Below are 23,077 nucleotides of genomic sequence, written 5' to 3'. Positions count from 1 at the left end.
CTCTTTGGCTGTACAATTTTCAGGGCTGCTGCGCAGCCCATCGCGACACAAGGCCGCTCCCACAGGAAATCACAGTACCTTGTGGGAGCGGCCTTGCGTCGCGAAAGGGACGCAAAGCGTCCCCAGGGTCTGTCAGGCAGCGCGTTCGAGCAGGTCCAGCAAATCGACAAACTCCATCGCCAGTTTGTGCCGAGGCGCCAGGTGTACCAACGGCACCGACGCCTGGTGCGATTCACGCATCTTGATCGAACTGCTCAGGTAGACGGGCAACACCGGCATGCCTTCGCCGCGCAACTGGTCAACCAGGGTCTGGTGCAGTGCAGTACGCCCGGCGAACTGGTTGACGACCACGCCTTCTACCTGCAACGCCGGGTTGTGGTCCTGGCGCAGTTCCTCGACCTCGGCCATGACACAGTGCAGGGCCTGGCGCGAGAAACTGTCGCAATCGAACGGGATAAGCAGGCGCTCGGCCGCCACCAGCGCACTGAAGGTGTAGAAGTTCAGCGCCGGCGGGGTGTCGATATAGATCCGTTCGTAGTCCTCGCCCAGTTCCACCAACAGCTTGCGCAGCTTGTTGATCTTGAACTTGCTCTCCAGCTTGCTTTGCAGGTCGCTGAGGTCGGGGCTGGCGGTGACCAGGTGCAGGTTGCTGTAGCGGGTTTCGGTTATTGCCACGCGGTGCTTCTTGCCGGCGGCCGTGACCGGTGACAAGGTCTGGCGGAAGAAGTCGGCGATGCCGGCTGGAATGGCGTCGTTCACCAGGCCGGTCAGGTAGTAGGTGGCATTGGCTTGTGGGTCGAGGTCGACCAGCAATGTCCGGTAGCCTTCGGCGGCACTGGCAGCCGCAAGGTTGCAGGCGATGCTGGATTTGCCGACGCCCCCTTTCTGATTGAAAACCACACGACGCATGAGACGCTCATCCATGAAGTGAAAATGTCAGGTTGAGGTCAATCCTATGACGGGAACACGACAGTTTTATGACAGACATTGTTACAACTGCACGTTTCATCTTTGCCGCCTCACAGGTCAGGCGATGACCACCCGATTGCGCCCCTCCTGCTTGGCCCGGTAAAGCGCCCGGTCAGCCTCGCTCAGTGTTTCCACAGGCTCACCGCCTGCCTCGCCATCCCAGCGCGCCACCCCCAGCGAAATGGTCACCGCCCCCACAGGTTCCAGCGGCGTATCCTGCACGGTAACCCGCAAGCGCTCAGCCACCACCGCGGCCACCTCCAGGCTGGCCCCCGGCAGCATCATCAGAAACTCTTCGCCGCCGGTGCGGCACAGCAGGTCCCCTTCGCGGCAACACCGGCGCATCAGCTCGGCCAGCTGGCGCAGCACCTGGTCACCGACCTCGTGCCCATGGCTGTCATTGACCCGCTTGAAATGGTCGATGTCCAGCGCGATGGCCGCAAATGCCCGCCCTTCGGCTTCCAGCAACGACAGGCTGAGTTCCAGGCTGCGGCGGTTGCCCAGGCCGGTCAGCGGGTCGGTCTGGGCGTCACGGTCAAGCCTGCCGATGCGTTCTTGCAGCAGGTTCAGCCCGAACAACAGCGCGCGCTTGAGCTCGGCCGCCTCGAAGTACCAGGCGGGCACCCGGTGCAAGCGTTCGGCTGTACCGGCACGGTCCATCGAACGGGCGCCGGCGGCCAGTTGCCAAAGTGGTCGGGCAATGGTCAGGGCCAGCCACCACAGCAGCAGGCAGCCCACCAGCGCGAAGGGCGCGGAGGTGCCGATCACGTTGAGAATCAGGTGGCTCAGCGGCGTTACGGTCTGTGCCAGCGGCTGCTGCGCCACCACGCCCCAGCCGGCGCTGGGCACGGTGGCGTACCCGGCCAGCATTTCCACGCCCAGGCTGTTGGTCAGTTGCCGGGTACCGCTGTCCAGTGTCGCCAGTTGGTCGACCAGCGCGTTGCCTTCCACCACGGTGCCTACCCGTTGGCTGTTGGGGTGGTAGAGCAGGCGGCGGTTGCGGTCGACCACATACAGGTACGAGCCGTCCTTGTAGAAGTGCTCGCCCAGCAGGCTGTTGAGGATGTTGCGTTCTCGCAGGTACAGGCTGCCACCCACGTACCCGAGGTAACGGCCGTTGCTGTCGAAAATGGGGTGCGACAACGCCACCACCAGGTTGTTGGCCGCCGACAGGTAGGGTGTGGAAACCAGAGGGCGGCGTTCGTGCAGGGCTTCCTGAGCACCCGGCGACTGCATGCGGGTGCCGACAAAGTGGCGTAGCGAGGCTGGGGAAATCGCCAGCAGCACGCCGTTGGCATCGATCACGAACGTGGAGTTGAAGGCCATGCTCTGGCCCAGTACACGGTCGGTCTCCACCTGCAGTGCTGCCGCGTCGCTCAACTGGTGGCCCTGCACGCCGGCGCTGAATGAAAGCTGCTGCAAGGCGTTGCCGATGAAGGTCTCGGTGATGGCCGCCAGTTTCGTCGCATACACCCGGTTGGCTTCCAGGGCGTGGTCGATCAGCAGCTGGCGCTGCACCCGGTAGCTGGCGAAATAGCTGGCGCACAGCATGACCAGGGCCGTAAGGGCGCAGAGCACCAGAATGAGTGTTCGTAGATCCAGGCGCAATCCGTGCTTGGCGTGTGGCAATCCTGACCTCGGGCTTTGAAAATAGCTAAGAAATGGGAACAGCCATATGCACTAGCGCGTGAACGGGCGCTGCATTCAGGAGCCTGCCCTGTCCAGCGCATTCAGCTCGTCTTCCACCTGTTGCATGCGTCGCTCCACCAGCGCCTGCACCTTCACATCGCGGGCGGTTTCGCGCATCAGGGCGGTGAGCTTTTCGCTCAGGCGCCTGCCGGCTTCGGTGTCTTCCAGCGCGCGGGCCTTGGCCGGGTCCTGGGTGGCTTCGACGATGGTGGCGAACTCGGCGTCGCTGAAATTCTTCTCGCTGTAGAGGCGGAACAGGTCCTGGTGCTGGTCCTCGACGGTGAGGTATTTGCGCAGTACACCCTGGATGGTGGCTTGCGACAGCTGCGGGTGAGTGCGGCCGAGCAGCGTGGCCATGCGCTCGATATTGTGCGTGTAGGCATCCTGCAGCGGTAGCTGGGCGATTATCTGTTCTTCACGGGTGGGCTTCTGGTCGCAGGCGGTAAGGGCGGCAGTCAGCAGCAGGGGCAACAGCAACTTCTGGAAGCGAGGCATGGCGTGGCCTGGTCGGGCAGTGAAGACTGCCGATTATACCGATGTCCGCATGGCCGCGACGAGCCCCGTGATTTGCCTTGACCGGCACGCTGGTGTAGAACCCAGCCTTCCAACCATTGCCAGCAGCCCCATGCCGAACCGGACCCTGCAACCTGTCGCGCGCGTCGCCATTGCCGAAGTCGTGGCGTTTGTCGAAAGCGCCCGCCGCGAGCTGTTCCCGATGCTTGTCGCGGCCCCCTTGCCGCACGACCTTGCGCACTTTGCCGAAACCTACCTGGACGGCGCGGGGTGCTTTCTTGAAGCCCGCGATGACGGTCGGCTGGTTGCCGTGATCGGCTATGTGCCCTATGACCATCGTTTTGCCCAGCTTGACTATCACGCCGGGCGGGTAGTGGAGGTGGTGCGCCTGTTCGTGCTGCCGGCCTATCGCAGGCAGGGGCTGGCGGGCGCGTTGTTCAGTGCATTGCGCGAGCAGGCGGTGCAGGCGGGAATCGATTGCCTGTACCTGCATACGCATCCGTTTCTCCCGGGTGCGATTGCGTTCTGGGAACGGCATGGGTTTGCGGTGGTGGACGTGGAGCAAGACCCGGTCTGGCAGACCACGCACATGCAACTGCGGCTGCGCTGATTTGTGGGAAAGCGCCTACAACGGCCTTTTCGGCGTGATCGACGCGTTCATGTTCAGGGCGCCCCGGCTTGCTTACCTTCCCTCATGCAAGGCTTTTCACTGCACCGAGGGAGACTCACGATGGCATACATGGCCCTGTACAAACTTAAACTGCTGGACGAGTTCGACGACCGCAGAGACCTGTGGACCTTCGGCGATTTCGAGAACAGGTTGATGGACTTGTGGCGTGGCGCGACGCGGCATGATGCCAAAGGGATCATCAATGCGGCGCACAAGGAACGGCGCTGGCCGAGGACGGTGAAGCGCTACCTGCTGACCAATTACCGGGTATTTGGCAATGTCAGTTCGGAGCTTGAGCGGACGTTTGCCGAGGTGTTGGCGACGATGAGCGTGCAGGAACGGGCGGAGTGGGGCTTGCTGCCTGCAGGCAGCTCGGTTGCCTGAAAGTTACTGGGGCCGCTATGCGGCCCATCGCCGGCAAGCCAGGCTCCCACAGGCTCGGGCATTGCGCTACACCTGTGGGAGCCTGGCTTGCCGGCGATGGGCTGCAAAGCAGCCCCCATCCAGGCATCACCGTACCTTAGAAACTACCCGAAAGTGGCCATTCCACCGCCAAGCGAATTTGGTCACCATCCAGCTCCGCCTGCGCCGTGTTCCCCCGGTGCACGTTATGCCGCAGCGAGAACGTGGTGCCTTTGGCCTTGCCACTCTGCACCACATACCGCGCCTCCAGGTCGCGTTCCCAATGTTTGCCGCCCTTGCCATACCCCAGGTACGCATACCCGCCAGTCGGGTCGACATGCGTGCCGTCGATATCGAACCCGCGCACGTACAGCGCTGTCAGGTTCAGCCCTGGCACCCCATAGGCCCCCATGTTCAGGTCATAGCGTGCCTGCCATGACTTTTCGTTCGGTGCGTTGAAGTCCGACATCTGCACCGTGTTGGCAATGAAGATCGCGCCACGCGTCACGTAGTCGAACGGGGTGTTGCCGTCTACCTGCTGCCAGCCCAGGCTGAACCCGTGCGGCCCTTGGTTATAGCGCGATACCAAGCTCCAGGTGGTGTTGTCGATGCGCCCGGACAGCGCCTTGCCGGTGTCGGTGGTGCGGTACAGGTTGAGGTCCAGGCTGACGCTGCGGCGGTTATCCAGCGCATGGCTGAGGGTACTGCCCAGGTAATGCTGGTTCCAGCTGTCCTCGTAGCGCGAGGTGTAGAGGCTGCCGCTGAAGCTGGCGCCCGGGTTCCAGACCACGCCGGCCAGGTCGAAGCTGTTGCCCTGTTTGCCGTTGGAGTAGTTCACCACAAAGCCCTGGTCGTGGCTTGTGGCATTGCGGTCGGTGCTCTCGTTGAAGTGCCCGGCCACCAGCTTGAGGGTGTCGAAGTCGTTGCTGGTGAGGAAGAAACCGGTGGCGGTCTCGGGTAACAAGCGGCTGTCGGAAGAGCTGAACACCGGGGTCTTGACCCGCTGCTCACCGTAGGACAACACGGTATTGGCCATGCGCAGTTTCAATGCCGCGCCTGCGCGGCTGTATTCGTTCTTTGGGTGCCCGTCGTTATCGACCCCCAGCAAGCGCGCTTTGCCCGCACGCCCGCCGCCACTGTCCAGTTGCACGCCCAGGTAGGCGTGGGCATCGACGCCGACACCAACCAGGCCTTGCGTAAAGCCGGACTGGAAGGTACCCATCAAACCGTAGGCCCATTCTTCAGCCTTGCCGCTGCGTTCGCTGCGTGGCTTGTAGGCATTTCGTGCGGAACTGTTGCGCCCGCCATGCTTGTAGTCGCGCTGGTCGAACACGCTGCGGTTGAGGATGCTCCAGCTGCCATCCTCCACAAAACCGTTGCTTTGCGACTGTGCGGAGTCGGCCTGGGCGAACGGCGCCAGCCCCAGCAGCGGCAGCGCCAACAACAACCGGCTCATTGCGCGGCCTCAAGCTTCTGCAACTGGGCAGCAAAGCGGGCCTTGGCCCGGGCCGGCAAGTTGGCGGGTAGTTCGGTCGCCGATGCGTCACCTACCTGAATAACCATCACCATGCCCATCGCCAGGTGCGGAATGCACTGGATGCCGTACACGCCCGGCTCGCTGAAGGTCTGTTCGAACGGCTGGTTCAGCTTGCTCTTGAAGGGCTTGGCCCCGGTGGGCAGCAGGCCTGGCACGCTGGCCGCATTGTGCCCGCTCTGGGTGGGCAGGAAGCGCACGGTGTCGCCGGGCGCGATGCGCAAGTGGTCCGGCTCGTACACCATCGCGCCTTCGCTGCCACGGTTGAGCATTTTCACTTCGTGCACGTCGGCCAGCGCGGCCGGGGCGAGCAGGGTGCTGGCAAGCAGCAAGGCGAGGGGGCGCAGCGGCATCGGGAGAACTTCCTGGTTCAGGGGGCGCGAAAGCGCAGGATGCGCACGCCGTCGAAGGGGTCGGTAAGGTAATGGGCGTGAACGCCAAAGGTGTTCAGCAGGCGCTCGGGGGTGAGCACTTCAAGGGGTTTGCCCAGGGCGACCAGATGGCCTTTGTCGAGTACGGCCACGCGGTCGCAGGTGAGCGCCTGGTTGAGGTCGTGCAGCGCTACCAGGGTGGTGACCGGCAGGGCCTGGACCTGTTGCAGCAGGCTTAGCTGGTGCTGGATGTCCAGGTGGTTGGTCGGCTCGTCCAGCAAGAGTACTTTTGGCCGTTGCGCCAGGGCGCGGGCGATGTGCACGCGCTGGCGCTCGCCACCGGACAATGAGCCCCAAAGGCGTGTGCGCAGGTGCAGGGCGTCGAGGTCAGCCAGCGCCTGCTCGACGATGGCACGGTCTTCTTGTGAGAACGGAGCCAGTGCTGACAGCCAAGGTGTACGGCCCAAGGCCACGGCGTCGAACACACGGATTGCATCGAGGGTGTCGGCCTGTTGTTCGACCAGTGCCAGGGCCTGCGCCACACGGCGGCGGGGCAGCTGTGCCAGTGGTTCGCCCAGCAGTTGCACGCTGCCGCTGGCCGGCTTGCGCAGCCCGGCCAGCAACTTGAGCAGCGAAGACTTGCCTGAGCCGTTGGGGCCGACAATGCCCAGCGTTTCACCCGCGACAACGCTCAGCTCGATACCGCTGAGCACGGTATTGCCGGCCAGTTGCAACCCCAGGCCCTGGCAACTCAGGGGCGAAATCTGTACAGCGGTCATGACGGTCATGAGTGCCCCCGGCGGCTGACCAGAATCAGCGCGAAGACCGGTGCCCCGATCAGCGCGGTGACCACCCCCACAGGGATCACCTGGCCTGCAATCAAGGTGCGCGAAAGCACGTCGGCGGCAATCAGGAACAGCGCGCCGCCCAGTGCGCTGGCGGGCAGCAGGCGGCTGTGCCCGGGGCCGAGCAGCAGGCGCAGGGCGTGGGGAATCACCAGCCCGACAAAACCGATGGCACCGACGATGGACACCATCACCGCCGTCACCAGCGCCGCGCAGCTGATCAGCAGTAGCTGGGTGCGCCGCACCGGGATGCCCAGCGAAGCAGCCGAGTCGGCGCCGAAGGTAAAAGCATCCAGCGCACGGCGGTGCAACAGGCACACCACCAGGCCGAACAGTGCCACCGGCACGGCCAGCCACACCGATGGCCAACGTACCCCGCTGAGGTTGCCCATCAGCCAGAACAGGATGCCGCGTGCCTGTTCGGCAGTGGCCGACTTGGTGATCAGAAAGGCGGTCAGCGCGTTGAACAGTTGCGAGCCGGCAATGCCGGCAAGGATGACCTGGGCGTTGTTGTTGCCGGGGCCGGCCGCGCGGGCCAGTACCAGAACAAGGGTGAATGCGGCCAGTGCGCCGATGAACGCCCCGGCGGACATGCTCAATGCCAGGCCACCCAGCCCCAGCAGGCCGACCAGCACCGCGCCGGTCGAGGCGCCGGCAGACAGCCCCAGCAGATAAGGCTCGGCCAAGGGGTTGCGCAACAGCGCCTGGAGGATCACGCCACACGTCGCCAGGCCGGCACCGCAAGCAGCGGCGACCAGGGTGCGGGTAAGGCGGTAGTTCCAGACGATGCCGGCGTCGATCGGGTCGACCGGGTAGCCGGCCTGCCACAGGTGGTTGGCCAGCACCTGGCCAACCACACTGGGCGACAGGTTGGTTTCGCCAATGGCGGTGCCGGCCAGCAAGGCGGCCAGCAGGGCTGCAAGGGCGACCGCGATGCAAGGTAACAGGCGAATCATCACTGGGCCGCTTTACCGCTGGCAAAGGCGGCAGACAACGTCTGCAGACCGCTGAACAGGCGGATGCCGGCCTGCATGGCGTCGGCGTCGAGGATGATGATGCGGTCATGCTTCACCGCATCCATGTTGCGGGTCACCGGGTCGCTACGCAGGAATTCGAGCTTTTTCTGGTAGTCGTCGGCGGGGAAGCGGCGACGGTCCATGCGTGCGATGATCAGCCAGGTGGGGTTGGCCTTGGCCAAGGTTTCCCAGCCTACGGTGGGCCATTCCTCCGTGGACTCGACCACGTTGCGCACGCCCAGGGTGCGCAGCATGAAGTCGGCGACGCCCTGGCGGCCGGCCACGTACGGGTCGATGTCGAGGTCGGCGCTGGAGAACCAGAACAGCGCCGAGGTAGCGGACAGGTCCTTGCCTGCCAGTTGTGCCTTGGCGCTGTCCAGGCGGCCTTTGAGCTCGGCATTCAGGGCAGTGCCGCGGTCTTGCACATCGAAGATCTCGGCCAGCTGGCTGACGCTCTTGTAGATGCTGCCTACCTGGAACGCTTGCAGGCGAGTACCGTCGGCGCCGACCAGGTTGTCCTTGCCTTCGCAGTCCGACGGCAGCAGGTAGGTGGGTATCTTCAGTTCGTCGAACTGTTCGCGGGTGCCGACCACACCTTGTGCGCCGACCATCCATTCGAACTGTACCGCGACCAGTTGCGGGCGCTTGCCCACTACGGCCTCGAAGCTTGGGTCGTTGTCGGCCAGGCGCGGCACCTTGTCGTTCTGCGCCTTGTATTCGGGCAGTACGTTGTTGAACCACAACGAGGTGCCAGCCAGTTTGTCACCCAGGCCCAATGCGTAAAGCATTTCAGTGCCGGCCTGGCCGATGGTGACGGCGCGTTGCGGCGCCTGGGCGAACGTCTGCGGTCTGCCGCAATTCTCGACGGTAAGCGGGTAATGGGTGGCGGCGGCCTGGGCCAGGCCAGTAAGGCCGAAGCCGGCGAGCAGGGTGGCGAAACGGGGCAGCATGCTGGGCGATCTCCTATCGGACAGTTCGGGTGAGGAACGCACGGACAGGCATCGCCGCGCCCCGCCGTTGGCAGGGGCAACACAGATGGCCAATCCCGGACACCCCGCCGGTTGGTATAAGTAGGCCGGCAGGTCTCCTGACTGGTGCGTCATGGCCCGGCTCCAGCCTTCCCGGGCTATTACGCCCAGTGGCATCGATGGAGCAGGCTCGGCACCTACAGTTGCGGGGGCAGTTCCGTTTGGCCCGTGTTGGCGGGCCTGGGATTCCCTATTAATTCCGTGGTGGAAACCGGCGGCCCGCATGGTAGACCATCACGCCGCCGGGTGAAAACGCTTTTCAGAAGTACTTCAGCCAGGTGATGTCGCGACGGCGCGCTTTCAGGCGGGCGAACTTGCGCACCGGCAGGTACAGCGACGCGGCCAGCAGGACGGCACCCAGCCACACGGCGGCGATGCCATCGAAACCGAAGTAATCGCCATGGTTGAGGCCGAACAGCGCCACGCTGGCCAGGTACAGCAGCTTCAGCACGTACAGGTGCAGCAGGTAGAAGAACATCGGCGCAGCACCAAACACCGCCAGCACACTGATCCAGCGGGCCTGGCCGGCGCGTTCGAAGGCGCGCAGCAACAGCAGGCCGCAGCCCAGGGTCAGGGCCAGGAACAGCAGTGACGGCGGGTATTTGGTGATGTTGAAGAAGCTCATCAGGGTTTGCGTGAAGGTTGGGTAGCCGCTCCAGGGCGCCTCGCCATAGCCGTTGAACATTCGCAACACGACAAAGCCCAGCAACGCGACCAGCCCGGCCAGCAGCAGGCGGTGCTGACGTTGGTCGGCCTCGCTGCCACGGGCGAACCACGGGCCCAGGCCGTAGCCCAGGGCGATGACGCCGATCCACGGCAGCACCGGGTAGGACGTGCGCAGGCGCAGGGTGTCGGAAAACGCCAGCCAGCCACGGTCATGCAGGATCGCCCACGGTACATGCAAGGCCGATTCCACGCCGAAGTGCAGGCCATCGAGCAGGTTATGGCCGGCGACGATGACTGCGCCCAGGGTTAGCAGGGCGGCGCGTGGCAGCCATACCAGCAGCGACAGGGCGATCATGCTGATGCCAATCGCCCAGATGACTTGCAGGTAGATGACGCTGGGCGGCAGCTGAAAGGTCCAGGCGAAGTTGACCAGCGTAAACTCCAGCGCCACCAGAAACAGCCCGCGTTTGAACAGGAACGCCGACACATCGCCACGGCCCTGATGCTTTTCGCCATACAGCCAGGCCGAAAGGCCGGTCAGCAGGACGAACACTGGCGCGCAGAGGTGGGCCAGCGTGCGGCTGATGAAGAGCGACGGCTCGGTGGTGTCGATGGCCATCGGGTCGCTGACCTGGCGGTGCAGGAAGAACGTTTCGCGGACGTGGTCCAGAAGCATGAACAGGATCACCAGGCCGCGCAGGGCGTCGATGCTCTGCAGGCGCTGGGTGAGCAGGGTGGGGGTGGCGCTGGCGCTTGTCATGGAGGGTCGCTGATAGGAATGAATGTCATGTGAAACGTTATCTTATAACTAATTGGTTAGGGGTTGGTAGAGGTTTTTGTGTTACCTGTGCCGGCCTCTTCGCGGGCTTGCCCGCTCCCACAGGTACACCACAGTTTTCAATGTTTGTGATATCCCTGTGGGAGCGGGCGAGCCCGCGAAGAGGCCGGCACAGGCAACCTGAATCAGAAGCTGTAATCCACCGTCGCAAAATAAGAGCGCGGCATCCCCATCAACCACTGCTGCCCACTGAACGCCGACTGCACATACTCACGATCAAACAGGTTGTTCAACTGCAACCCCAGCCGCACATCCGGCAGCACCTGCCAGGCAACATTGGCATCGACCACGGTGTACCCAGGCGCGCTCTGGGTATTGGCAGTATTGGCAAAGCGCTCATCCACATAACGCGCACCAATGCCGGCCTCCACCTGCTGCCCGAAGCCTTTGCTCAGCCACAGGTTGGCAGTACGCCGTGGCACATTGGCCGGCCGATTGCCCGCGCGGTCCTGCGCTGTACCGCCGACCATTTCGTCAAAGTCATCATACTTGGCGCGCACCAGCGATGCGTTCGCCGACACCTGCCACTGATGCGCCAGCGCCAGTTCCAAGGTCGCTTCCAGGCCATCAGACGTCTGCTGCCCGGCCTGCTGCTTCTCGTGGGTGATCGGGTCGTCCACCAGCAGCTTCTTCTTGACGATGTGGTAGGCCGCCAACGTCCATTCACCGCGACCGTCCCAGAAGCGTTGTTTCAGGCCTACCTCGGTCTGCTTCGCTTCGGTCAGGTCATAGTGCATCTGGGCCGGGCTGAGGCTGATGAGGTTGTTCACCCCGTCCTCACTGGTGGAGTACTGGCCGTACAGCGACAGGTCGTCGGTAAACGCATACACCAGGCCGACGCGCCAGTTGCCGCCTTGCAGGCTGTGGTCGCTGCGGCTGCCATCGACCAGGTTGTCGCGGTCGATGTGGTTCTGGTCGCGGCGCACGCCCGTGACCAACGACAGCCGATCGCTCAGCTGCAGGCGGTTCTCGGCGAACAAGGCGAAGGTGTGGGTGGTGGACAAGGTTTGCGGGCGCAGGGGCGAGGCGCTGTGGAACCAGCCAGGCTGCGGCTGCCACGGGTCGATGTAGTCGCCGCCCACATCGTTGTAGGGGGCATTGCTGTCAACGTTGAAACGTACCTTGTTGTACTCGGCGCCAACCACGGTCTTGCTGGCCAGGCCGAACAGGGTGTGGTCGAAGGTAAAGGTCTGGCGGTCGCCGAACTGCTCCTGGTTGTGCTTGATCTCCAGGTAGCTGCCGCGTTGCAACTGCTGGCGCTCGGCGTCCCAGCTGTAGTCTTCGGCGTTGCGCCAGTGGCGGCGGCTCTTGATGTAGTACAGCTGGTTGCTGGCGCTGAGGTGGTCGTTCAGCGTCCAGTCGGTGTTCAGATGGGTCCATTCATCGACGTAGTGCTGCACGTCGTTCTGCACGTTGTAGTTTTTTTTGCGCAGGCTGCTGCGGTAGTGGCCATCGATCAGTGGCGTGCCGTAGTAGTTGGCGGGTTCCGCATCGCCACGGTCGTGGGCGAGGGTGAAACTGAGGTCGTCGCTGGCGTCGAAACGCAGCGCGGCGCTCAGGGCCAGGCTGCGCGAAGGGGTGCGGTCGACCCAGCCATTGCCCCCTTGCTGGTTCAGGGTCAGGCGGTAGCTCAGGCGTTCGCTGAGGCTGCCACCGCTGTCCAGGCCGAGCTGCTGGCGGTCCCACGAACCGTAGCCCAGGCGCAGGTGGTTACGCACTTCGCCGGCAAACGGCTTTTTCGGGATCACGTTGACCACCGCGCCGGTGGCGCCCTCGCCATGCAGCACCGAAGCCGGGCCGCGAATCACGTCGATGCGCTCGACCATCCACGGGTCGACAGGGAAGGTCTGGGTGCCGGCGCCGGTGTACAGACGTGCGCCGTCGAACAGGGTCATCACCGAGCTGTGCCCGGCAAAGCCGCGAGCAGAAAGGCCCGTGCCGCCGTCGCCCGGGGAGCCGACAAAGGTGATGCCTGGCGAACGGGTCACGGCGTCCTGCACGGTGAGGTTGTTGCGTTGCTGGATCTGCTCGGTGTTGATGCTACTGGTGCTGGCCGGCGTCTCCAGGGCGTTGAGGCCAAGGCGCGAGCCGGCCTGGGTCGGCGTGACCAGGTCGATAGCGTGGCTGTCGAGGGTGTCGGTGATGGCCGTGGAGGGCAGGGCCAGGGGCTGTCGGCCCTGGTCATCGGCCAGGGCTGGCAGGGCGACGGCCAGGCAGGCCGCCAGGGGGTGAAGCTTGAACATACGGGACATGTCGTTCCACTGCTGCAGGAATGAATGGATCCCGGTGGAAAACACGCAAAGGCGAACCGTGCAGGCAGGCGCGCGCACGGATACCGGCCTGCGCCCGCCCACCGCGGGTTGCCAAGTGAAGCTTCAGGCCGGTCTCCGGGCTTGCGAGGGGCATGAAACCTTCACCTTCCCATGCCTGAGCACAGTGGTATGTCGAAGGGTTCGCTCGCTTACCGTTGCGGGGGCAGCGCCGGACTTGTCGTGGTCGATACGACGCACCGGCTTCCCGTTTCACCCTGCACGCGGCGGTACAGGGCACCTGAAACTGGCGCGCATCTGACCATTGAAACGCCGGGGCGTCAAATGCGCGGTGTGGGTGGGGGCGGTTGGCCGATCAGCGCCCGCGTCGCCGCGATACGCGCGCTTCGATGTTCTTGCGTCCGATCAGCAGTGGCGGTTTCTCCAGCACCGGCTCGTCCGCCAGCCATTTGTACATCACCAGGCAGTCCACCAGCCCCAGGCGGGCATGGCGATAGGCCTTGGGCAAGCGGCCAACGGTCTCGAAGCCCAGTTTGTGCCACAGCGCCACGGCCACTTCATTGCTGGCCACCACCGAGTTGAACTGCAGGGCCAGAAAGCCCTCCTGGCGTGCCAGCTTCTGCGAGTGCTCGCACATCAGGCGCGCCACGCCACGGCCACGCGCCTGTTCGCAGACCATGTAGCCGCAATTGCCGACGTGCGCGCCAGGCCCGGCAGCATTGGCCTTGAGGTAATACGAACCCAGCAGCTCGCCATCTTCTTCGGCCAGCAGCGTATGCAAGGGCAGTTCCAGCCACAACTGGCGGGCTTGTTCGAAGCTCAGGGCAGGGTCGAAGGCATAGGTTTCACGGGCCTGGACAATGGCCTGGAAGGTGGGCCAGAAACGATCGAAATCGTCGGGCGTCATGGGGCGAATGTGGATCATGCGGGTTCCTGCGCGGGCTAAGCCGCCCAGTCTGGGTCGCGCGGCGCCGTCGCGCAAGGGCGGCGGCGCCGTTTGTGCTCAGCCGTTGGCCTTGCCGACCGCATCCATGGCCCGCGCCGAGTAGACCAGCGCGGCACCGGCATTCATCGCCACGGCCACGCCCAGCGCCTCGGCAATTTCCTCGCGGCTGGCGCCATGCTTGACCGCCTGCTGCGAATGCACGGCGATGCAGCCGTCGCAGCGGGTGGTCACGGCCACCGCCAGAGAGATCAGCTCGCGGGTCTTGGCGTCCAGGTGGTTGGTCTTGGCCCCCGCACCGCTGGCGGTCATGTAGCCGGCCACGGTGTCGGGGGAGAGTTGCTTGAGATCGCCGATGCCGGCCATCAACTGCTTACGGTAGGCGTCCCAGTCCATCATGCTCATCGTCTTCACCTTGGGGTGGTTGCGAGTGGAGCTTTCAGGCTAGTCGAAGTGTGGCAAGTGTGAGGCTTGTACTTTGGTGGGTGCTTGCAGGCCTTTGGTACAAAGGCCTGCATGACCCGGTCAGATGTAGATGAACACCAGCACCAACGCCGCGACCACGGCCCATTTTTCCAGGTAGTAGCGCATGCGGTTGCGCTTTTTCAGTGCCTTGCCGCGCTCGCGGATCTTGTAGATGCGGGTGAACAGCCGGTTGATACCACCGGTCTTGTCGCCGTCACCGTTGGGCGCGGCGGCGGCGGCCATGACGTTGCGGCTGAACCAGCGGTTGAACGCCGTTGCCCAGCGGTACTTGAGCGGGCGCTCGACGTCACAGAACAGGATGATGCGGTTGTGTTCGGTGGTATTGGCCGCGTAGTGAATGTAGGTTTCGTCGAAGATCACCCCCTCACCGTCGCGCCACGAGTACTTCTCGCCGTCCACGTCGATGTAGCAACCGTCGTCGTTTGGCGTATCCAGGCCCAGGTGATAGCGGTACGAGCCGGCATACGGGTCACGGTGGCGCACCAGCTTGGCGCCCGGCGGCAGGGTGGCGAACATGGCGGCCTTGACCGTGCCGATGCCTTGCAGCAGCTCGGTGGTACGTGGGCACAGGGCCATCGCCGACGGGTGGCTTTCGCCGTACCACTTCAGGTAAAAGCGCTTCCAGCCGGTCTTGAAGAACGAGTTGAAACCGACGTCATCGTAATTGTCGGACTTCTTGATTTCGCCCACATGCAGCAACTGGCGCCCTTCCTCGCGGATTTCCTGCCAGTGGTCCTGCAGCGGCTTGAGTTCGGGGAAGGCCTCGACCGGCAGGTAAGGCTTGGCCGGCAGCTTGGAAAACAGGTACAGGAAGCTGTTGACCGGGGCCAGGAAGCTGGAATGGTCGCCCAGCTGGCGGGTCAGCTTGTGACGAACCCGACCGCGCAGGTGAACATAGGCGATCGAGAGGACGAAGATGAGTACGAGTGCAATTTTCATGGACGTTTACTTGTCGAAAAATGGCCATGCGCCATGGCATAAGCCAGCCAGCATAAACAATCATGGGGGCAGTTTGTACTTATTGTTACGAAACGACGGGGCGACATTGGTGTAATGCCCTACAGTCTTGCGCAAACGTTTCATGTTCGGGAGTTTGTATGGTTCAGGATGCACGACCCAGCGGTAGCCCCTTCAAACGGCTGTTTTTCGCCCTGCCGGTCAGCGATGTACAGCGCCGTGCCCTGGCCCAGTGGCGCCGGGGTTTGAACCTGCGCAGCGGCAAACCGGTGCCGGCGGCCAACTTCCACGTCACGTTGCTGTTTCTTGGCGATGTGGATGCCGCGCAGGTGCCTGCGATCTGTGCCGCGGTCGATCAACTGGCGCTGCCGGCTGCGGCGCCACGGCTGTTGCTCGACCGTTTGCAGGTGTGGCAGCGGGCCGGAGCCTTGGTGCTGGAGGCACAGCAGACACCGCCGGCCCTGTTGCAACTGGTGTACGGGTTGCAGCAGGCGTTGCTGCCGTTGGGGGTGGAGGCCGCCAGCCGTGAATATCGCCCGCACTTGACGCTGTCCAGGGATTACCGTGGGCAACCGCCCGAAGCCAGCAGCGCGCCGGAGTTCTACCTCTCGGCACGCCACTTCACGCTGTACGAGTCGCGCAAGGGATCTTACTGGCCATTGGCACAGTGGCCGCTTTCGAGTTGACGCTGGGCAAAGCTGAGCCCAAGCCCGCAATCAATGCCATGGCTCGAACCGCGGTGATGGTCTGCTACACCGGCAAGCTCTGATACGGCAACTCATCCCCCGGACTGCGCTCGAACTGGCGCTTGTACTCGCGGCTGAACTGCGAGGTGCTTTGGTAGCCCACCCGGTGCGCGGCCTGCGCCACCCCCAGGCCTTCGCCAATCAGCATCTGCTGCGCCTTTAACAACCGCAGGCGCTTGAGGTACTGCATCGGTGCCATGTCGGTGCAGCGCTTGAAGTGTTCGTGGAAGGTCGAAACGCTCATGTTTGCCCGCGCAGCCAGTGCCTCCACGCTCAGTGGTTCGCTGTAGTGGGCGCGCAGGTGGGCGAGGGCGGCGCCGATGCGGGCGAAGTGCCCCTGTTGCTCCACCAACGCCCGCAACACACCGGCCTGTGGGCCGCGCAGGGCGGTGTACAGCACTTCGCGTACGCGCGCCGGGCCCAGCACTTTGGCATCCAGCGGGTCCTGCAGGCAGTGCAGCAGCCGCTCCACACTGTCGCGCATCGGCGCATCCAGCGCTGCCGAAGTCATCGATTGCGGGGTTTGGGCCTGCACTGCAGCGTCCGGTGCCAGGTCCATGCTCTGCACCAGTTCACTCAGCACGCCACGGTCGATGTCTACCGCCACGCCCAGCAAGGGCGCTTCACGGGTGGCGAAGGTTTCACACATGAACGGGACCGACAACGCCTGCACCAGGTAATGCCCGGCGCCATATTCCAGGGTACGCGGCCCCAGGCGCGCCAGCTTGCTGCCCTGGGCCAGGATCATCAGGCTGGGCTCGTAGATCTGAGGGCTGCTGGCCACATAGTGGTCCCAGCTCAGCACCTGCACCTGGGGCAGGTGCGTGGGGACGAAGCCAGGGCGCGTGGCGAGGCTGCGGATCAGCGCGCAGAGCGGCGCGTTGGCGTCGACGTGGCGGGTCAGTTGCATGATGAACCAGGGGCAGAGAATCGGACAGCCTAATCATCGCAGATTGAGGGTGTGGCGCTAGATGCTGGCTGGCATCTTCGGAGAATCAGGCATGCATGCCGGAGAATCAGCCGTGTGCCAGGCGGCAAACAGCGCGCAAAATGCGCCGCCTGAATCGTTTCACTTTACTGCGAGGCCCTGCATGTATACCGCCATCGGTTACGCCGCCCAAACCCCCACCAGCCCCCTGGCCCCTGTCACCTTCGAGCGCCGCAGCCCACGCCCGGACGATGTCGCCATCGAAATCCTTTACTGCGGCGTGTGCCATTCAGATATCCACCAGGCGCGCAACGAATGGGGCATTGCCGTCTACCCGCTGATGCCCGGCCACGAAATCATCGGCCGCGTCACGGCGGTGGGCGGCCAGGTGACTGCGCACAAGGTCGGTGACCTGGTGGGCGTCGGCTGCATGGTCGACTCGTGCCGCCACTGTGAAGCCTGCGCCAAGGATCTGGAGCAATATTGCCTGGAAGGCCCGACCATGACCTACGCCACCCCGGACCGGGTCGACGGCAGCAACACCATGGGCGGTTACTCCAGCAGCATCGTGGTCAGCGAGCACTTCGTGGTGCGCATTCCGGCTGGCATGGACTTGCCCAGCGCGGCGCCTATCCTGTGCGCCGGCATCACCACCTATTCGCCGCTCAAGCACCACGGCGTCGGCCCGGGCCACAAAATCGGCATCCTCGGTATGGGTGGGCTTGGCCACATGGGCATCAAGCTGGCCAAGGCCCTGGGTGCCGAGGTGACCCTGTTCACTCGGTCCCAGGCCAAGGCCGAAGAAGCCCGCCGCCAAGGTGCCGACCACGTGATCGTGTCCACCGATGCCGAGCAGATGCGCGCCGCTGCCGGCCGGTTCGATTTCCTGCTGGACACCATTCCGGTACAGCACGACCTCAACCCGTACCTTGAAACCTTGAAGTTCGACGGTGTGCACATTCTGGTCGGCCTGATCGAACCGATCGATCCGGCGGTGCACGCGGCCAACCTGGTGATGAAGCGCCGGGTGCTGGCGGGGTCGTTGATCGGGGGCATTGCCGAGACTCAGGAAGTGCTGGACTTCTGTGCCGAGCACAACATCCGTTGCGATATCGAGATGCTGGATATTCGCAATATCAACCAGGCGTACGAGCGGATGATCGCCGGTGATGTGAAGTACCGGTTCGTGATCGACATGGCCACGCTTCAAGGCTGATTGTGCGACTGCCTGTACTTGCCTCTTCGCGGCCTTGTCCCGCGAGGAGGCAAGTACAGGTAATGAAGGTTACCAGGCCATCGCCGTGTCCCAACCCTTCCAGAACAACCACCGCCGCACCTCGCCATGCGCCCCGGTGCCGATCTGCCATTCAGGCCGCCCGCTGTCCAGCGCAATCACCGACACAACCCCCGCATGGCTCGCCGCCACCAGCGTTTGCCCATCGGCGCTGATATCCATCGCACTGATGGTCGACCCCAGGTAATGCTGCCAATGTTCGGTGCCGTCCTCGCCGAACGCCCGCAGGTAGCCATAGGCATCCCCCACAATGTACTCACCATCGCGCGCCACCCCGGCATATACCCTGGCGCCATCCTGCACCAGCGGGGTACGCGGGTCCTGGCTGTAGTAATCGGTATCCAGCCCCGGCAAGTCCGCAACGTTCACTGCCAGCGTGGCACCGCTATGGAAATGGCAGGCATTGACGATCAACTGGTCACCCGTGCGGTTGAACAGCGCAAAGTGCGGGTACTCGCTGCCTGGGCCGATCTCGGCAACCGGCCTGAGCTGGGCATCCAGCACCTGGTGGCGGGTGCCTTGCTCGCCCACCACGATCAGCCGGCCATCCGCCGACACTGCACCATGCTCCATGCTCAGCCTCAGGCTGATGTCGTCCGGGTCGGTGCCTTCGGCCAGCTCGTCGAGCACCCGCGTTTGTTGCGGCAGCAGGCGAGTCGCACCTTGAGTGGTCAGCACGAAGATCCCTTCGGCGCTTACCAGCAGCACGCGCTGGCCATCGGGGAAGGGGACCAGAGCGGTTGGCGCGGGCGGCAGGTCGAACGGCTCGAACGGGTACCCCGACGGCAACCCCTCAAGCCCGCTTGGCCATGCCAGCCGCTGTACTTGCGGGCCACCCCAGCCGTCGGTCACACGCACGCCCTCGGCATTGGCCAGGGCGAAGTAGCGGCGGGCCGGGCAGCGGCCGAAGTGCTCGATGCCGATCACCGGCGTCACCCCATGGCAGTCGATACGCACGACCTGGCCCTTGTCGTAAGGCATGCCGATGCGGGCCAGCAGGCTGCCGTCGTCCAGCAGCAGGACATTGCTGATCCCTTGGCCGTGGTCATCGAGCAACGGTGCCAAGGGGTGGTGTGCGGGTGGCCAGGCCTCGCGAAACGCTCGGCGCTGCTGTTCGTCGACGCCAGGGCGATTGGCGGCCTGCAGGGCAGCCAGCCAGGCGTCCAGCAAGTGCCCGGTGGCTGGTGCCTGTGGCGCTTCCAGGTTATCCCAGCCTTGCGCACGGCCCTGCGCGACGTAGTCGTTGACGGCCTGGGCGTAGGCAGTTACCGCCTGCTGCCACTGCTGCCACTGCTGCTGGGGGTGCTGCTTGTCCATGAGCGGATCGGGCTCCTTGTTGCACTCGCGTTTCACACAAAACGCGCATGGTACTCCTTCTGCCTGCCACGCGGTTGTGAGGCTCCGGCTTGACGCGTACCATGCCGGGCATTCCTATCAATAACAAAGCGTGCGTCGGCGCCCCTGCAAGCGGGTGGCTGGCGTGCGACCTGTTGCCTTGTCTGCGGAGAAGCGGTTTGCACCCATGAACGGACCCATACCCACCCACCAGCCACCCACGGCGGGCAGCGGCAGCTGGCTGAGCGTCATCGCCCTGGCCCTGGCAGCCTTCATCTTCAACACCACCGAGTTCGTGCCGGTGGCGCTGCTGAGTGACATTGGCCGCAGCTTCGACATGAGCACCGCCCAGGTCGGCCTGATGCTGACCATCTATGCCTGGGTGGTGGCGCTGGCCTCGCTGCCGATGATGCTGCTGACCCGTAACGTCGAACGGCGGCGCTTGTTGCTGTTCGTGTTCCTGGTGTTCATTGTCAGCCACTTGTTGTCGTGGCTGTCGCAGAGCTTTGCCATGCTGCTGGTCAGCCGTATCGGTATTGCCTTGGCGCATGCGGTGTTCTGGGCCATCACGGCCTCGCTGGCGGTGCGCGTGGCACCACCGGGCCAGCAGGCCAAGGCGCTGGGCCTGCTGGCCACCGGCACCACCCTGGCCATGGTGCTGGGCATTCCGCTGGGCCGCGTGGTGGGTGAGGCGCTGGGCTGGCGCATCACTTTCCTGAGCATTGCCGGGGTGGCGCTGGCCACCATGCTGTGCCTGATGAAATCGCTGCCGCTGCTGCCCAGCCAGAACTCCGGCTCGTTGCGCAGCCTGCCGATCCTGTTCAAGCGTCCGGCGCTGGTCATTACCTATGCGCTGGTGACGCTGGTGATCACGGCGCAGTTCACCGCCTACAGCTACATTGAGCCGTTCGCGCTGCATGTGGCGCAGATTGGCGGTGAGCGCACCACGCTGTTGCTGCTGCTGTTTGGCGGTGCCGGGGTGTTCGGTTCGTTGCTGTTCAGCCGCTACAGCGACCGCTTCCCCCATGGTTTCCTGGTGGGTTCGATCGGCCTGTTGGCAGCGTGCCTGCTGTTGTTGCTGCCGCTGTCGGGCAACTTCTATGCGTTCGCGGTACTGAGCATGTTCTGGGGTGTGGCGATTCTCAGTTTCAGCCTGTCGTTGCAGTCGAAGACGTTGAAGCTGGCGTCGGATGCCACCGATGTGGCCATGGCGTTGTTCTCGGGCATTTACAACATCGGTATTGGTGGTGGTGCGCTGCTGGGCAGTATCGTCAGCAGCCAGATGGACGTGGCGGATATCGGCCTTGTGGGCGGTAGCGTGGCAGTCATCGGGCTGGTGCTGGCGGTTGCCAGCACCCGACGGTTCCGCCAGGCACTGGCACACTGACCCGCGCCTGGCGCGCACGTGTGTCGCTTAGGGGCGCAAGGCGCGCCCCGGCATTCAAACCGCCAACCGGGACGTCGAGCCGATCACATGCTCCAGCACCCGAAAATCAATCCACTCCCGTACATCGAAGCGGCGCGGTATGAACCCCCACCTGAACAGGAATTCGGTAAAGTCCTGTAGCCCCTCGATCGAGCGGCTGTCCAGCGTCGTGCGCAAACGCCGGTGCGCATCGTCGCCATAGGCCGCCGCCACCCAGTACTCGCTGGTGTTCAGCTCGCGCGCCAGAAAGCGCCGGGTTTCTTCCGGGTTGGCCCAGGCCCACTGTTCGGTGCGCAGCACCGTATCGACCAAGGTACAGCTGGCATCGAAGTGGTTTTCCAGCAAGTGCCGGTCCACGGTCAGGGTGCGCGGGGTGCCGTTGTTGCTGCGGATCAGCGGGTCGGGGTGGCTGCCGGTGTCGACCACCACGCGCAGGCCGAACTCGTGGGCCAGGTGTACCGCATGGGCGCCCTTGAGGAAGATGGCATCGATATCGCCACGCAGCAGGCCGATCAGCTCGTTATTGCGGCGGCTGAAGCGGCTGGTGTCCAGGCTCACTTCGGCGCCATACAGATGCTGCTTGGCATCGTCGCTGTAGGTGCCGCCGTAGGGGTAGTCGACCAGCTCGACATCGGCCACCGCCAGGCCTTCCAGCTTCAGGGCATTCTCCAGCCCGCGCAGGGCCTGGGCGCGGGTGAAGTCGATCTGCACATTGGCCCATTTGGGCAGGCCGAAGCGGCGGTTCTTCAGGTCGCGAATGCTGCGCACACCGCTTTCTTCGGTGGTGAGGATCAGCTGCACTTCATCGCTCCACGACAGCCCCAGCACGCGGGTCTCGACGCCACTGGCGTAGGCCCAGATCGCCGGGATGTTGCCGCCATGGCGTACCGAGTTCTGCAGGTGGTGGTCGTAGTGGGCTTCGCGCACTTCGCGCTCGCTGGACTCACGCAACGACTGGATATTGGTGCCGAACGGCGTAAAGGCCTCGGCCAGGCGCCCCGACTGCACGGCAATGCCGAGGCCGGTGGGCACGGGGCTGTGGGTGTACCAGAGGGTTTCCAGGGGCTTGGTCATGGGGTCGCGGGTTTCCTGTCCATGGGAATGGGGGCCAGCAGTTGGTCCAGGGGTTGGCGGGCGATCCAGTCGCGCACCTCGAAGCGGGCAGGGATGAAGCGCCAGCGCTTGAGAAACTCGACGAAGTCCTGCAGGGCGTCGATGGCCTGCTCGTCCAGACGGGTGCTCAGGCGCAGGTGGGCGTCAGCGCCGTAGGCCACTTGCACCCAGTACTCGCTGCTGTTGGTTTCCCGCGCCAGGTAGCGGCGGGTTTCATCCGGGTGCTGATGGGCCCAATGTTCGGCGCGCAGTACCGAGCCGAGCAGGGTGCGCACCACCTGCGGATGCTGCTCAAGCAGGTGGCTGTCTACTGCCAGCGTGCGCGGCGTGCCATTGTTGCTGCGGATCAGCGGGTCGGGGTGGCTGCCGGTGTCGATCACCGTGCGCAGGGCAAAGGCGTGGGCCAGTTGCACGGCACTGGCGCCCTTGAGGAAGATCGCGTCCACCTCGCCGCGCAGCAGGCCGGCCAGTTCCAGGTTGCGGCCTTCGCTTTGGGTGCTGGACACCGGTGTACCGGCCACGTTGCGCACCGGGCGGTCGCTGAATGTGCCGTCGTAGCGGTAGTTGACCAGCTCCACGTCGCCCACTTGCAGGCCTTCGAGCTTCAGGGCGTTTTCCAGCCCGCGCAGGGCCTGGGCGCGGGTGAAGTCGATCTGTGCCGAGGCCCAGTCAGGCAGGCCAAAGCGGCGGCCTTTGAGGTCTTTTACGGTGTGGATGCCGCTGTCTGGTCGCGCCAGGATCAACTGCGCTTCATCGGCCCACGACAGGCCGATCACACGGGTGTCACGCCCTTGGGCGCGGGCCCAGATGGCGGGGATGCTGCCGCCGTGGCGTACCGAATTGAGCAAGCTGTGGTCGAAGTGCGATTCGCGCACGGCCTGCTGGTCGGCTTCGCGCAAGGACTGCACCTGGGTGCCAAGGCTGGCCAGGTCGTCCTGCAGCCAGCCTTGCTGCACGGCGATGCCCAGGCCGGTGGGCACCGGACAGCGCGTGTACCACAGGGTATCGAGGGGTTGGCTCATGGTGTGCTCCGGTCGG

General features: G+C 64.3%; 22 protein-coding genes and 2 riboswitches. Of the genes, 5 read left to right on the top strand and 17 right to left on the bottom strand.

Annotated elements, in window-relative coordinates; genetic code table 11:
• Positions 1 to 132: 132 nt before the first annotated feature.
• The 3 genes from N436_RS15425 to N436_RS15415 form a co-directional block, all read right to left on the bottom strand.
• A complete protein-coding gene (locus tag N436_RS15425) occupies positions 133 to 909 on the bottom strand; it encodes a ParA family protein (protein ID WP_105947996.1) in 777 nt (258 codons plus the stop codon).
• A gap of 117 nt (positions 910 to 1,026) precedes the next feature.
• Positions 1,027 to 2,598, bottom strand: coding sequence for a sensor domain-containing diguanylate cyclase (locus tag N436_RS15420; RefSeq protein WP_105947997.1), 1,572 nt, complete (start codon positions 2,596 to 2,598; stop codon positions 1,027 to 1,029).
• A gap of 75 nt (positions 2,599 to 2,673) precedes the next feature.
• A complete protein-coding gene (locus tag N436_RS15415; RefSeq protein ID WP_110741478.1) occupies positions 2,674 to 3,153 on the bottom strand; it encodes a hypothetical protein in 480 nt (159 codons plus the stop codon).
• A gap of 130 nt (positions 3,154 to 3,283) precedes the next feature.
• Here N436_RS15415 and N436_RS15410 point away from each other — a divergent pair, with 130 nt between their 5' ends.
• Entirely contained in the window at positions 3,284 to 3,781 is a 498-nt protein-coding gene (locus N436_RS15410; RefSeq protein WP_105948032.1) for a GNAT family N-acetyltransferase, read from the top strand.
• Positions 3,782 to 3,901: 120 nt separating this feature from the next.
• Positions 3,902 to 4,225 carry a hypothetical protein gene (locus N436_RS15405; RefSeq protein WP_105947998.1) on the top strand — a complete coding sequence of 108 codons (324 nt, stop codon included), beginning with the start codon at positions 3,902 to 3,904 and terminating at the stop codon, positions 4,223 to 4,225.
• Between the two features lie 136 nt (positions 4,226 to 4,361).
• Here the strand turns inward: N436_RS15405 and N436_RS15400 are convergent, their stop codons facing one another.
• From N436_RS15400 to lpxO, 10 genes are all read right to left on the bottom strand, one after another.
• Positions 4,362 to 5,699 carry an OprD family porin gene (locus N436_RS15400; RefSeq protein ID WP_110741477.1) on the bottom strand — a complete coding sequence of 446 codons (1,338 nt, stop codon included), beginning with the start codon at positions 5,697 to 5,699 and terminating at the stop codon, positions 4,362 to 4,364.
• Entirely contained in the window at positions 5,696 to 6,130 is a 435-nt protein-coding gene (locus N436_RS15395) for a pseudoazurin (RefSeq protein WP_110741476.1), read from the bottom strand. Before N436_RS15395 ends, N436_RS15400 begins: the two co-directional genes overlap by 4 nt.
• Positions 6,131 to 6,147: 17 nt before the next feature.
• Positions 6,148 to 6,936, bottom strand: coding sequence for an ABC transporter ATP-binding protein (locus N436_RS15390; RefSeq protein WP_110741475.1), 789 nt, complete (start codon positions 6,934 to 6,936; stop codon positions 6,148 to 6,150).
• Positions 6,933 to 7,949, bottom strand: a complete 1,017-nt coding sequence (locus N436_RS15385; protein ID WP_110741474.1) for an iron ABC transporter permease — start codon at positions 7,947 to 7,949, stop codon at positions 6,933 to 6,935. The genes N436_RS15390 and N436_RS15385 overlap by 4 nt, the downstream gene beginning before the upstream one ends.
• Positions 7,949 to 8,959 (bottom strand): ABC transporter substrate-binding protein, encoded by a 1,011-nt coding sequence (locus N436_RS15380; protein WP_105948003.1) that lies wholly within the window; start codon positions 8,957 to 8,959, stop codon positions 7,949 to 7,951. The genes N436_RS15385 and N436_RS15380 overlap by 1 nt, the downstream gene beginning before the upstream one ends.
• 109 nt (positions 8,960 to 9,068) lie before the next feature.
• Positions 9,069 to 9,268: riboswitch (cobalamin riboswitch) on the bottom strand.
• A gap of 28 nt (positions 9,269 to 9,296) precedes the next feature.
• Complete coding sequence (locus tag N436_RS15375; RefSeq protein WP_105948004.1) at positions 9,297 to 10,463, bottom strand: DUF1624 domain-containing protein; 1,167 nt, start codon at positions 10,461 to 10,463, stop codon at positions 9,297 to 9,299.
• A 203-nt stretch (positions 10,464 to 10,666) separates the two neighbouring features.
• Positions 10,667 to 12,793, bottom strand: coding sequence for a TonB-dependent siderophore receptor (locus tag N436_RS15370; protein ID WP_110741473.1), 2,127 nt, complete (start codon positions 12,791 to 12,793; stop codon positions 10,667 to 10,669).
• A gap of 108 nt (positions 12,794 to 12,901) precedes the next feature.
• Positions 12,902 to 13,110: riboswitch (cobalamin riboswitch) on the bottom strand.
• A 56-nt stretch (positions 13,111 to 13,166) separates the two neighbouring features.
• Positions 13,167 to 13,736, bottom strand: coding sequence for a GNAT family N-acetyltransferase (locus tag N436_RS15365; protein ID WP_110741472.1), 570 nt, complete (start codon positions 13,734 to 13,736; stop codon positions 13,167 to 13,169).
• A 78-nt stretch (positions 13,737 to 13,814) separates the two neighbouring features.
• Positions 13,815 to 14,159, bottom strand: coding sequence for a carboxymuconolactone decarboxylase family protein (locus tag N436_RS15360; protein ID WP_013973174.1), 345 nt, complete (start codon positions 14,157 to 14,159; stop codon positions 13,815 to 13,817).
• A 120-nt stretch (positions 14,160 to 14,279) separates the two neighbouring features.
• Complete coding sequence (lpxO, locus tag N436_RS15355) at positions 14,280 to 15,179, bottom strand: lipid A hydroxylase LpxO (protein WP_060498225.1); 900 nt, start codon at positions 15,177 to 15,179, stop codon at positions 14,280 to 14,282.
• Positions 15,180 to 15,337: 158 nt separating this feature from the next.
• Between lpxO and thpR the strand changes: the two genes are divergently transcribed.
• The gene (thpR, locus tag N436_RS15350) at positions 15,338 to 15,883 is read left to right on the top strand and encodes an RNA 2',3'-cyclic phosphodiesterase (protein ID WP_110741471.1); all 546 of its coding nucleotides are present in this window, start codon (positions 15,338 to 15,340) and stop codon (positions 15,881 to 15,883) included.
• A gap of 64 nt (positions 15,884 to 15,947) precedes the next feature.
• Here thpR and N436_RS15345 read toward each other — a convergent pair whose 3' ends face one another.
• A complete protein-coding gene (locus tag N436_RS15345; protein ID WP_110741470.1) occupies positions 15,948 to 16,853 on the bottom strand; it encodes an AraC family transcriptional regulator in 906 nt (301 codons plus the stop codon).
• 181 nt (positions 16,854 to 17,034) lie between these two features.
• Here N436_RS15345 and calA point away from each other — a divergent pair, with 181 nt between their 5' ends.
• Positions 17,035 to 18,087 (top strand): vanillin reductase, encoded by a 1,053-nt coding sequence (gene calA / locus N436_RS15340; RefSeq protein ID WP_016714652.1) that lies wholly within the window; start codon positions 17,035 to 17,037, stop codon positions 18,085 to 18,087.
• Between the two features lie 69 nt (positions 18,088 to 18,156).
• Here the strand turns inward: calA and N436_RS15335 are convergent, their stop codons facing one another.
• Positions 18,157 to 19,482 (bottom strand): hypothetical protein, encoded by a 1,326-nt coding sequence (locus N436_RS15335; protein WP_110741469.1) that lies wholly within the window; start codon positions 19,480 to 19,482, stop codon positions 18,157 to 18,159.
• Positions 19,483 to 19,687: 205 nt separating this feature from the next.
• On the opposite strand from N436_RS15335, the gene N436_RS15330 reads away from it, so the two are divergent.
• Positions 19,688 to 20,887, top strand: coding sequence for a sugar transporter (locus tag N436_RS15330; RefSeq protein ID WP_110741468.1), 1,200 nt, complete (start codon positions 19,688 to 19,690; stop codon positions 20,885 to 20,887).
• Between the two features lie 54 nt (positions 20,888 to 20,941).
• Here N436_RS15330 and N436_RS15325 read toward each other — a convergent pair whose 3' ends face one another.
• Positions 20,942 to 22,000: an ABC transporter substrate-binding protein gene (locus N436_RS15325; protein WP_110741467.1), complete on the bottom strand. Its 1,059-nt coding sequence runs from the start codon at positions 21,998 to 22,000 to the stop codon at positions 20,942 to 20,944.
• Positions 21,997 to 23,061 carry an ABC transporter substrate-binding protein gene (locus tag N436_RS15320; RefSeq protein WP_110741466.1) on the bottom strand — a complete coding sequence of 355 codons (1,065 nt, stop codon included), beginning with the start codon at positions 23,059 to 23,061 and terminating at the stop codon, positions 21,997 to 21,999. Before N436_RS15320 ends, N436_RS15325 begins: the two co-directional genes overlap by 4 nt.
• Positions 23,062 to 23,077: the final 16 nt, after the last annotated feature.

This window comes from Pseudomonas sp. RV120224-01b (assembly GCF_003208145.1).
Lineage (GTDB): Bacteria > Pseudomonadota > Gammaproteobacteria > Pseudomonadales > Pseudomonadaceae > Aquipseudomonas > Aquipseudomonas monteilii.
Note: the sequence above shows the minus strand (reverse complement) of the source record. Positions and strands in the feature narration are given on the sequence as shown.

What these genes read in the sequence shown, in the direction of transcription:
- N436_RS15425 (WP_105947996.1), bottom strand. Translation starts at nt 909, where the DNA reads ATGCGTCGTGTGGTTTTCAATCAGAAAGGGGGCGTCGGCAAATCCAGC.
- N436_RS15415 (WP_110741478.1), bottom strand. Translation starts at nt 3,153, where the DNA reads ATGCCTCGCTTCCAGAAGTTGCTGTTGCCCCTGCTGCTGACTGCCGCC.
- N436_RS15410 (WP_105948032.1), top strand. Translation starts at nt 3,284, where the DNA reads ATGCCGAACCGGACCCTGCAACCTGTCGCGCGCGTCGCCATTGCCGAA.
- N436_RS15405 (WP_105947998.1), top strand. Translation starts at nt 3,902, where the DNA reads ATGGCATACATGGCCCTGTACAAACTTAAACTGCTGGACGAGTTCGAC.
- N436_RS15400 (WP_110741477.1), bottom strand. Translation starts at nt 5,699, where the DNA reads ATGAGCCGGTTGTTGTTGGCGCTGCCGCTGCTGGGGCTGGCGCCGTTC.
- N436_RS15395 (WP_110741476.1), bottom strand. Translation starts at nt 6,130, where the DNA reads ATGCCGCTGCGCCCCCTCGCCTTGCTGCTTGCCAGCACCCTGCTCGCC.
- N436_RS15390 (WP_110741475.1), bottom strand. Translation starts at nt 6,936, where the DNA reads ATGACCGTCATGACCGCTGTACAGATTTCGCCCCTGAGTTGCCAGGGC.
- N436_RS15385 (WP_110741474.1), bottom strand. Translation starts at nt 7,949, where the DNA reads ATGATTCGCCTGTTACCTTGCATCGCGGTCGCCCTTGCAGCCCTGCTG.
- N436_RS15380 (WP_105948003.1), bottom strand. Translation starts at nt 8,959, where the DNA reads ATGCTGCCCCGTTTCGCCACCCTGCTCGCCGGCTTCGGCCTTACTGGC.
- N436_RS15375 (WP_105948004.1), bottom strand. Translation starts at nt 10,463, where the DNA reads ATGACAAGCGCCAGCGCCACCCCCACCCTGCTCACCCAGCGCCTGCAG.
- N436_RS15370 (WP_110741473.1), bottom strand. Translation starts at nt 12,793, where the DNA reads ATGTCCCGTATGTTCAAGCTTCACCCCCTGGCGGCCTGCCTGGCCGTC.
- N436_RS15365 (WP_110741472.1), bottom strand. Translation starts at nt 13,736, where the DNA reads ATGATCCACATTCGCCCCATGACGCCCGACGATTTCGATCGTTTCTGG.
- N436_RS15360 (WP_013973174.1), bottom strand. Translation starts at nt 14,159, where the DNA reads ATGAGCATGATGGACTGGGACGCCTACCGTAAGCAGTTGATGGCCGGC.
- lpxO (WP_060498225.1), bottom strand. Translation starts at nt 15,179, where the DNA reads ATGAAAATTGCACTCGTACTCATCTTCGTCCTCTCGATCGCCTATGTT.
- thpR (WP_110741471.1), top strand. Translation starts at nt 15,338, where the DNA reads ATGGTTCAGGATGCACGACCCAGCGGTAGCCCCTTCAAACGGCTGTTT.
- N436_RS15345 (WP_110741470.1), bottom strand. Translation starts at nt 16,853, where the DNA reads ATGCAACTGACCCGCCACGTCGACGCCAACGCGCCGCTCTGCGCGCTG.
- calA (WP_016714652.1), top strand. Translation starts at nt 17,035, where the DNA reads ATGTATACCGCCATCGGTTACGCCGCCCAAACCCCCACCAGCCCCCTG.
- N436_RS15335 (WP_110741469.1), bottom strand. Translation starts at nt 19,482, where the DNA reads ATGGACAAGCAGCACCCCCAGCAGCAGTGGCAGCAGTGGCAGCAGGCG.
- N436_RS15330 (WP_110741468.1), top strand. Translation starts at nt 19,688, where the DNA reads ATGAACGGACCCATACCCACCCACCAGCCACCCACGGCGGGCAGCGGC.
- N436_RS15325 (WP_110741467.1), bottom strand. Translation starts at nt 22,000, where the DNA reads ATGACCAAGCCCCTGGAAACCCTCTGGTACACCCACAGCCCCGTGCCC.
- N436_RS15320 (WP_110741466.1), bottom strand. Translation starts at nt 23,061, where the DNA reads ATGAGCCAACCCCTCGATACCCTGTGGTACACGCGCTGTCCGGTGCCC.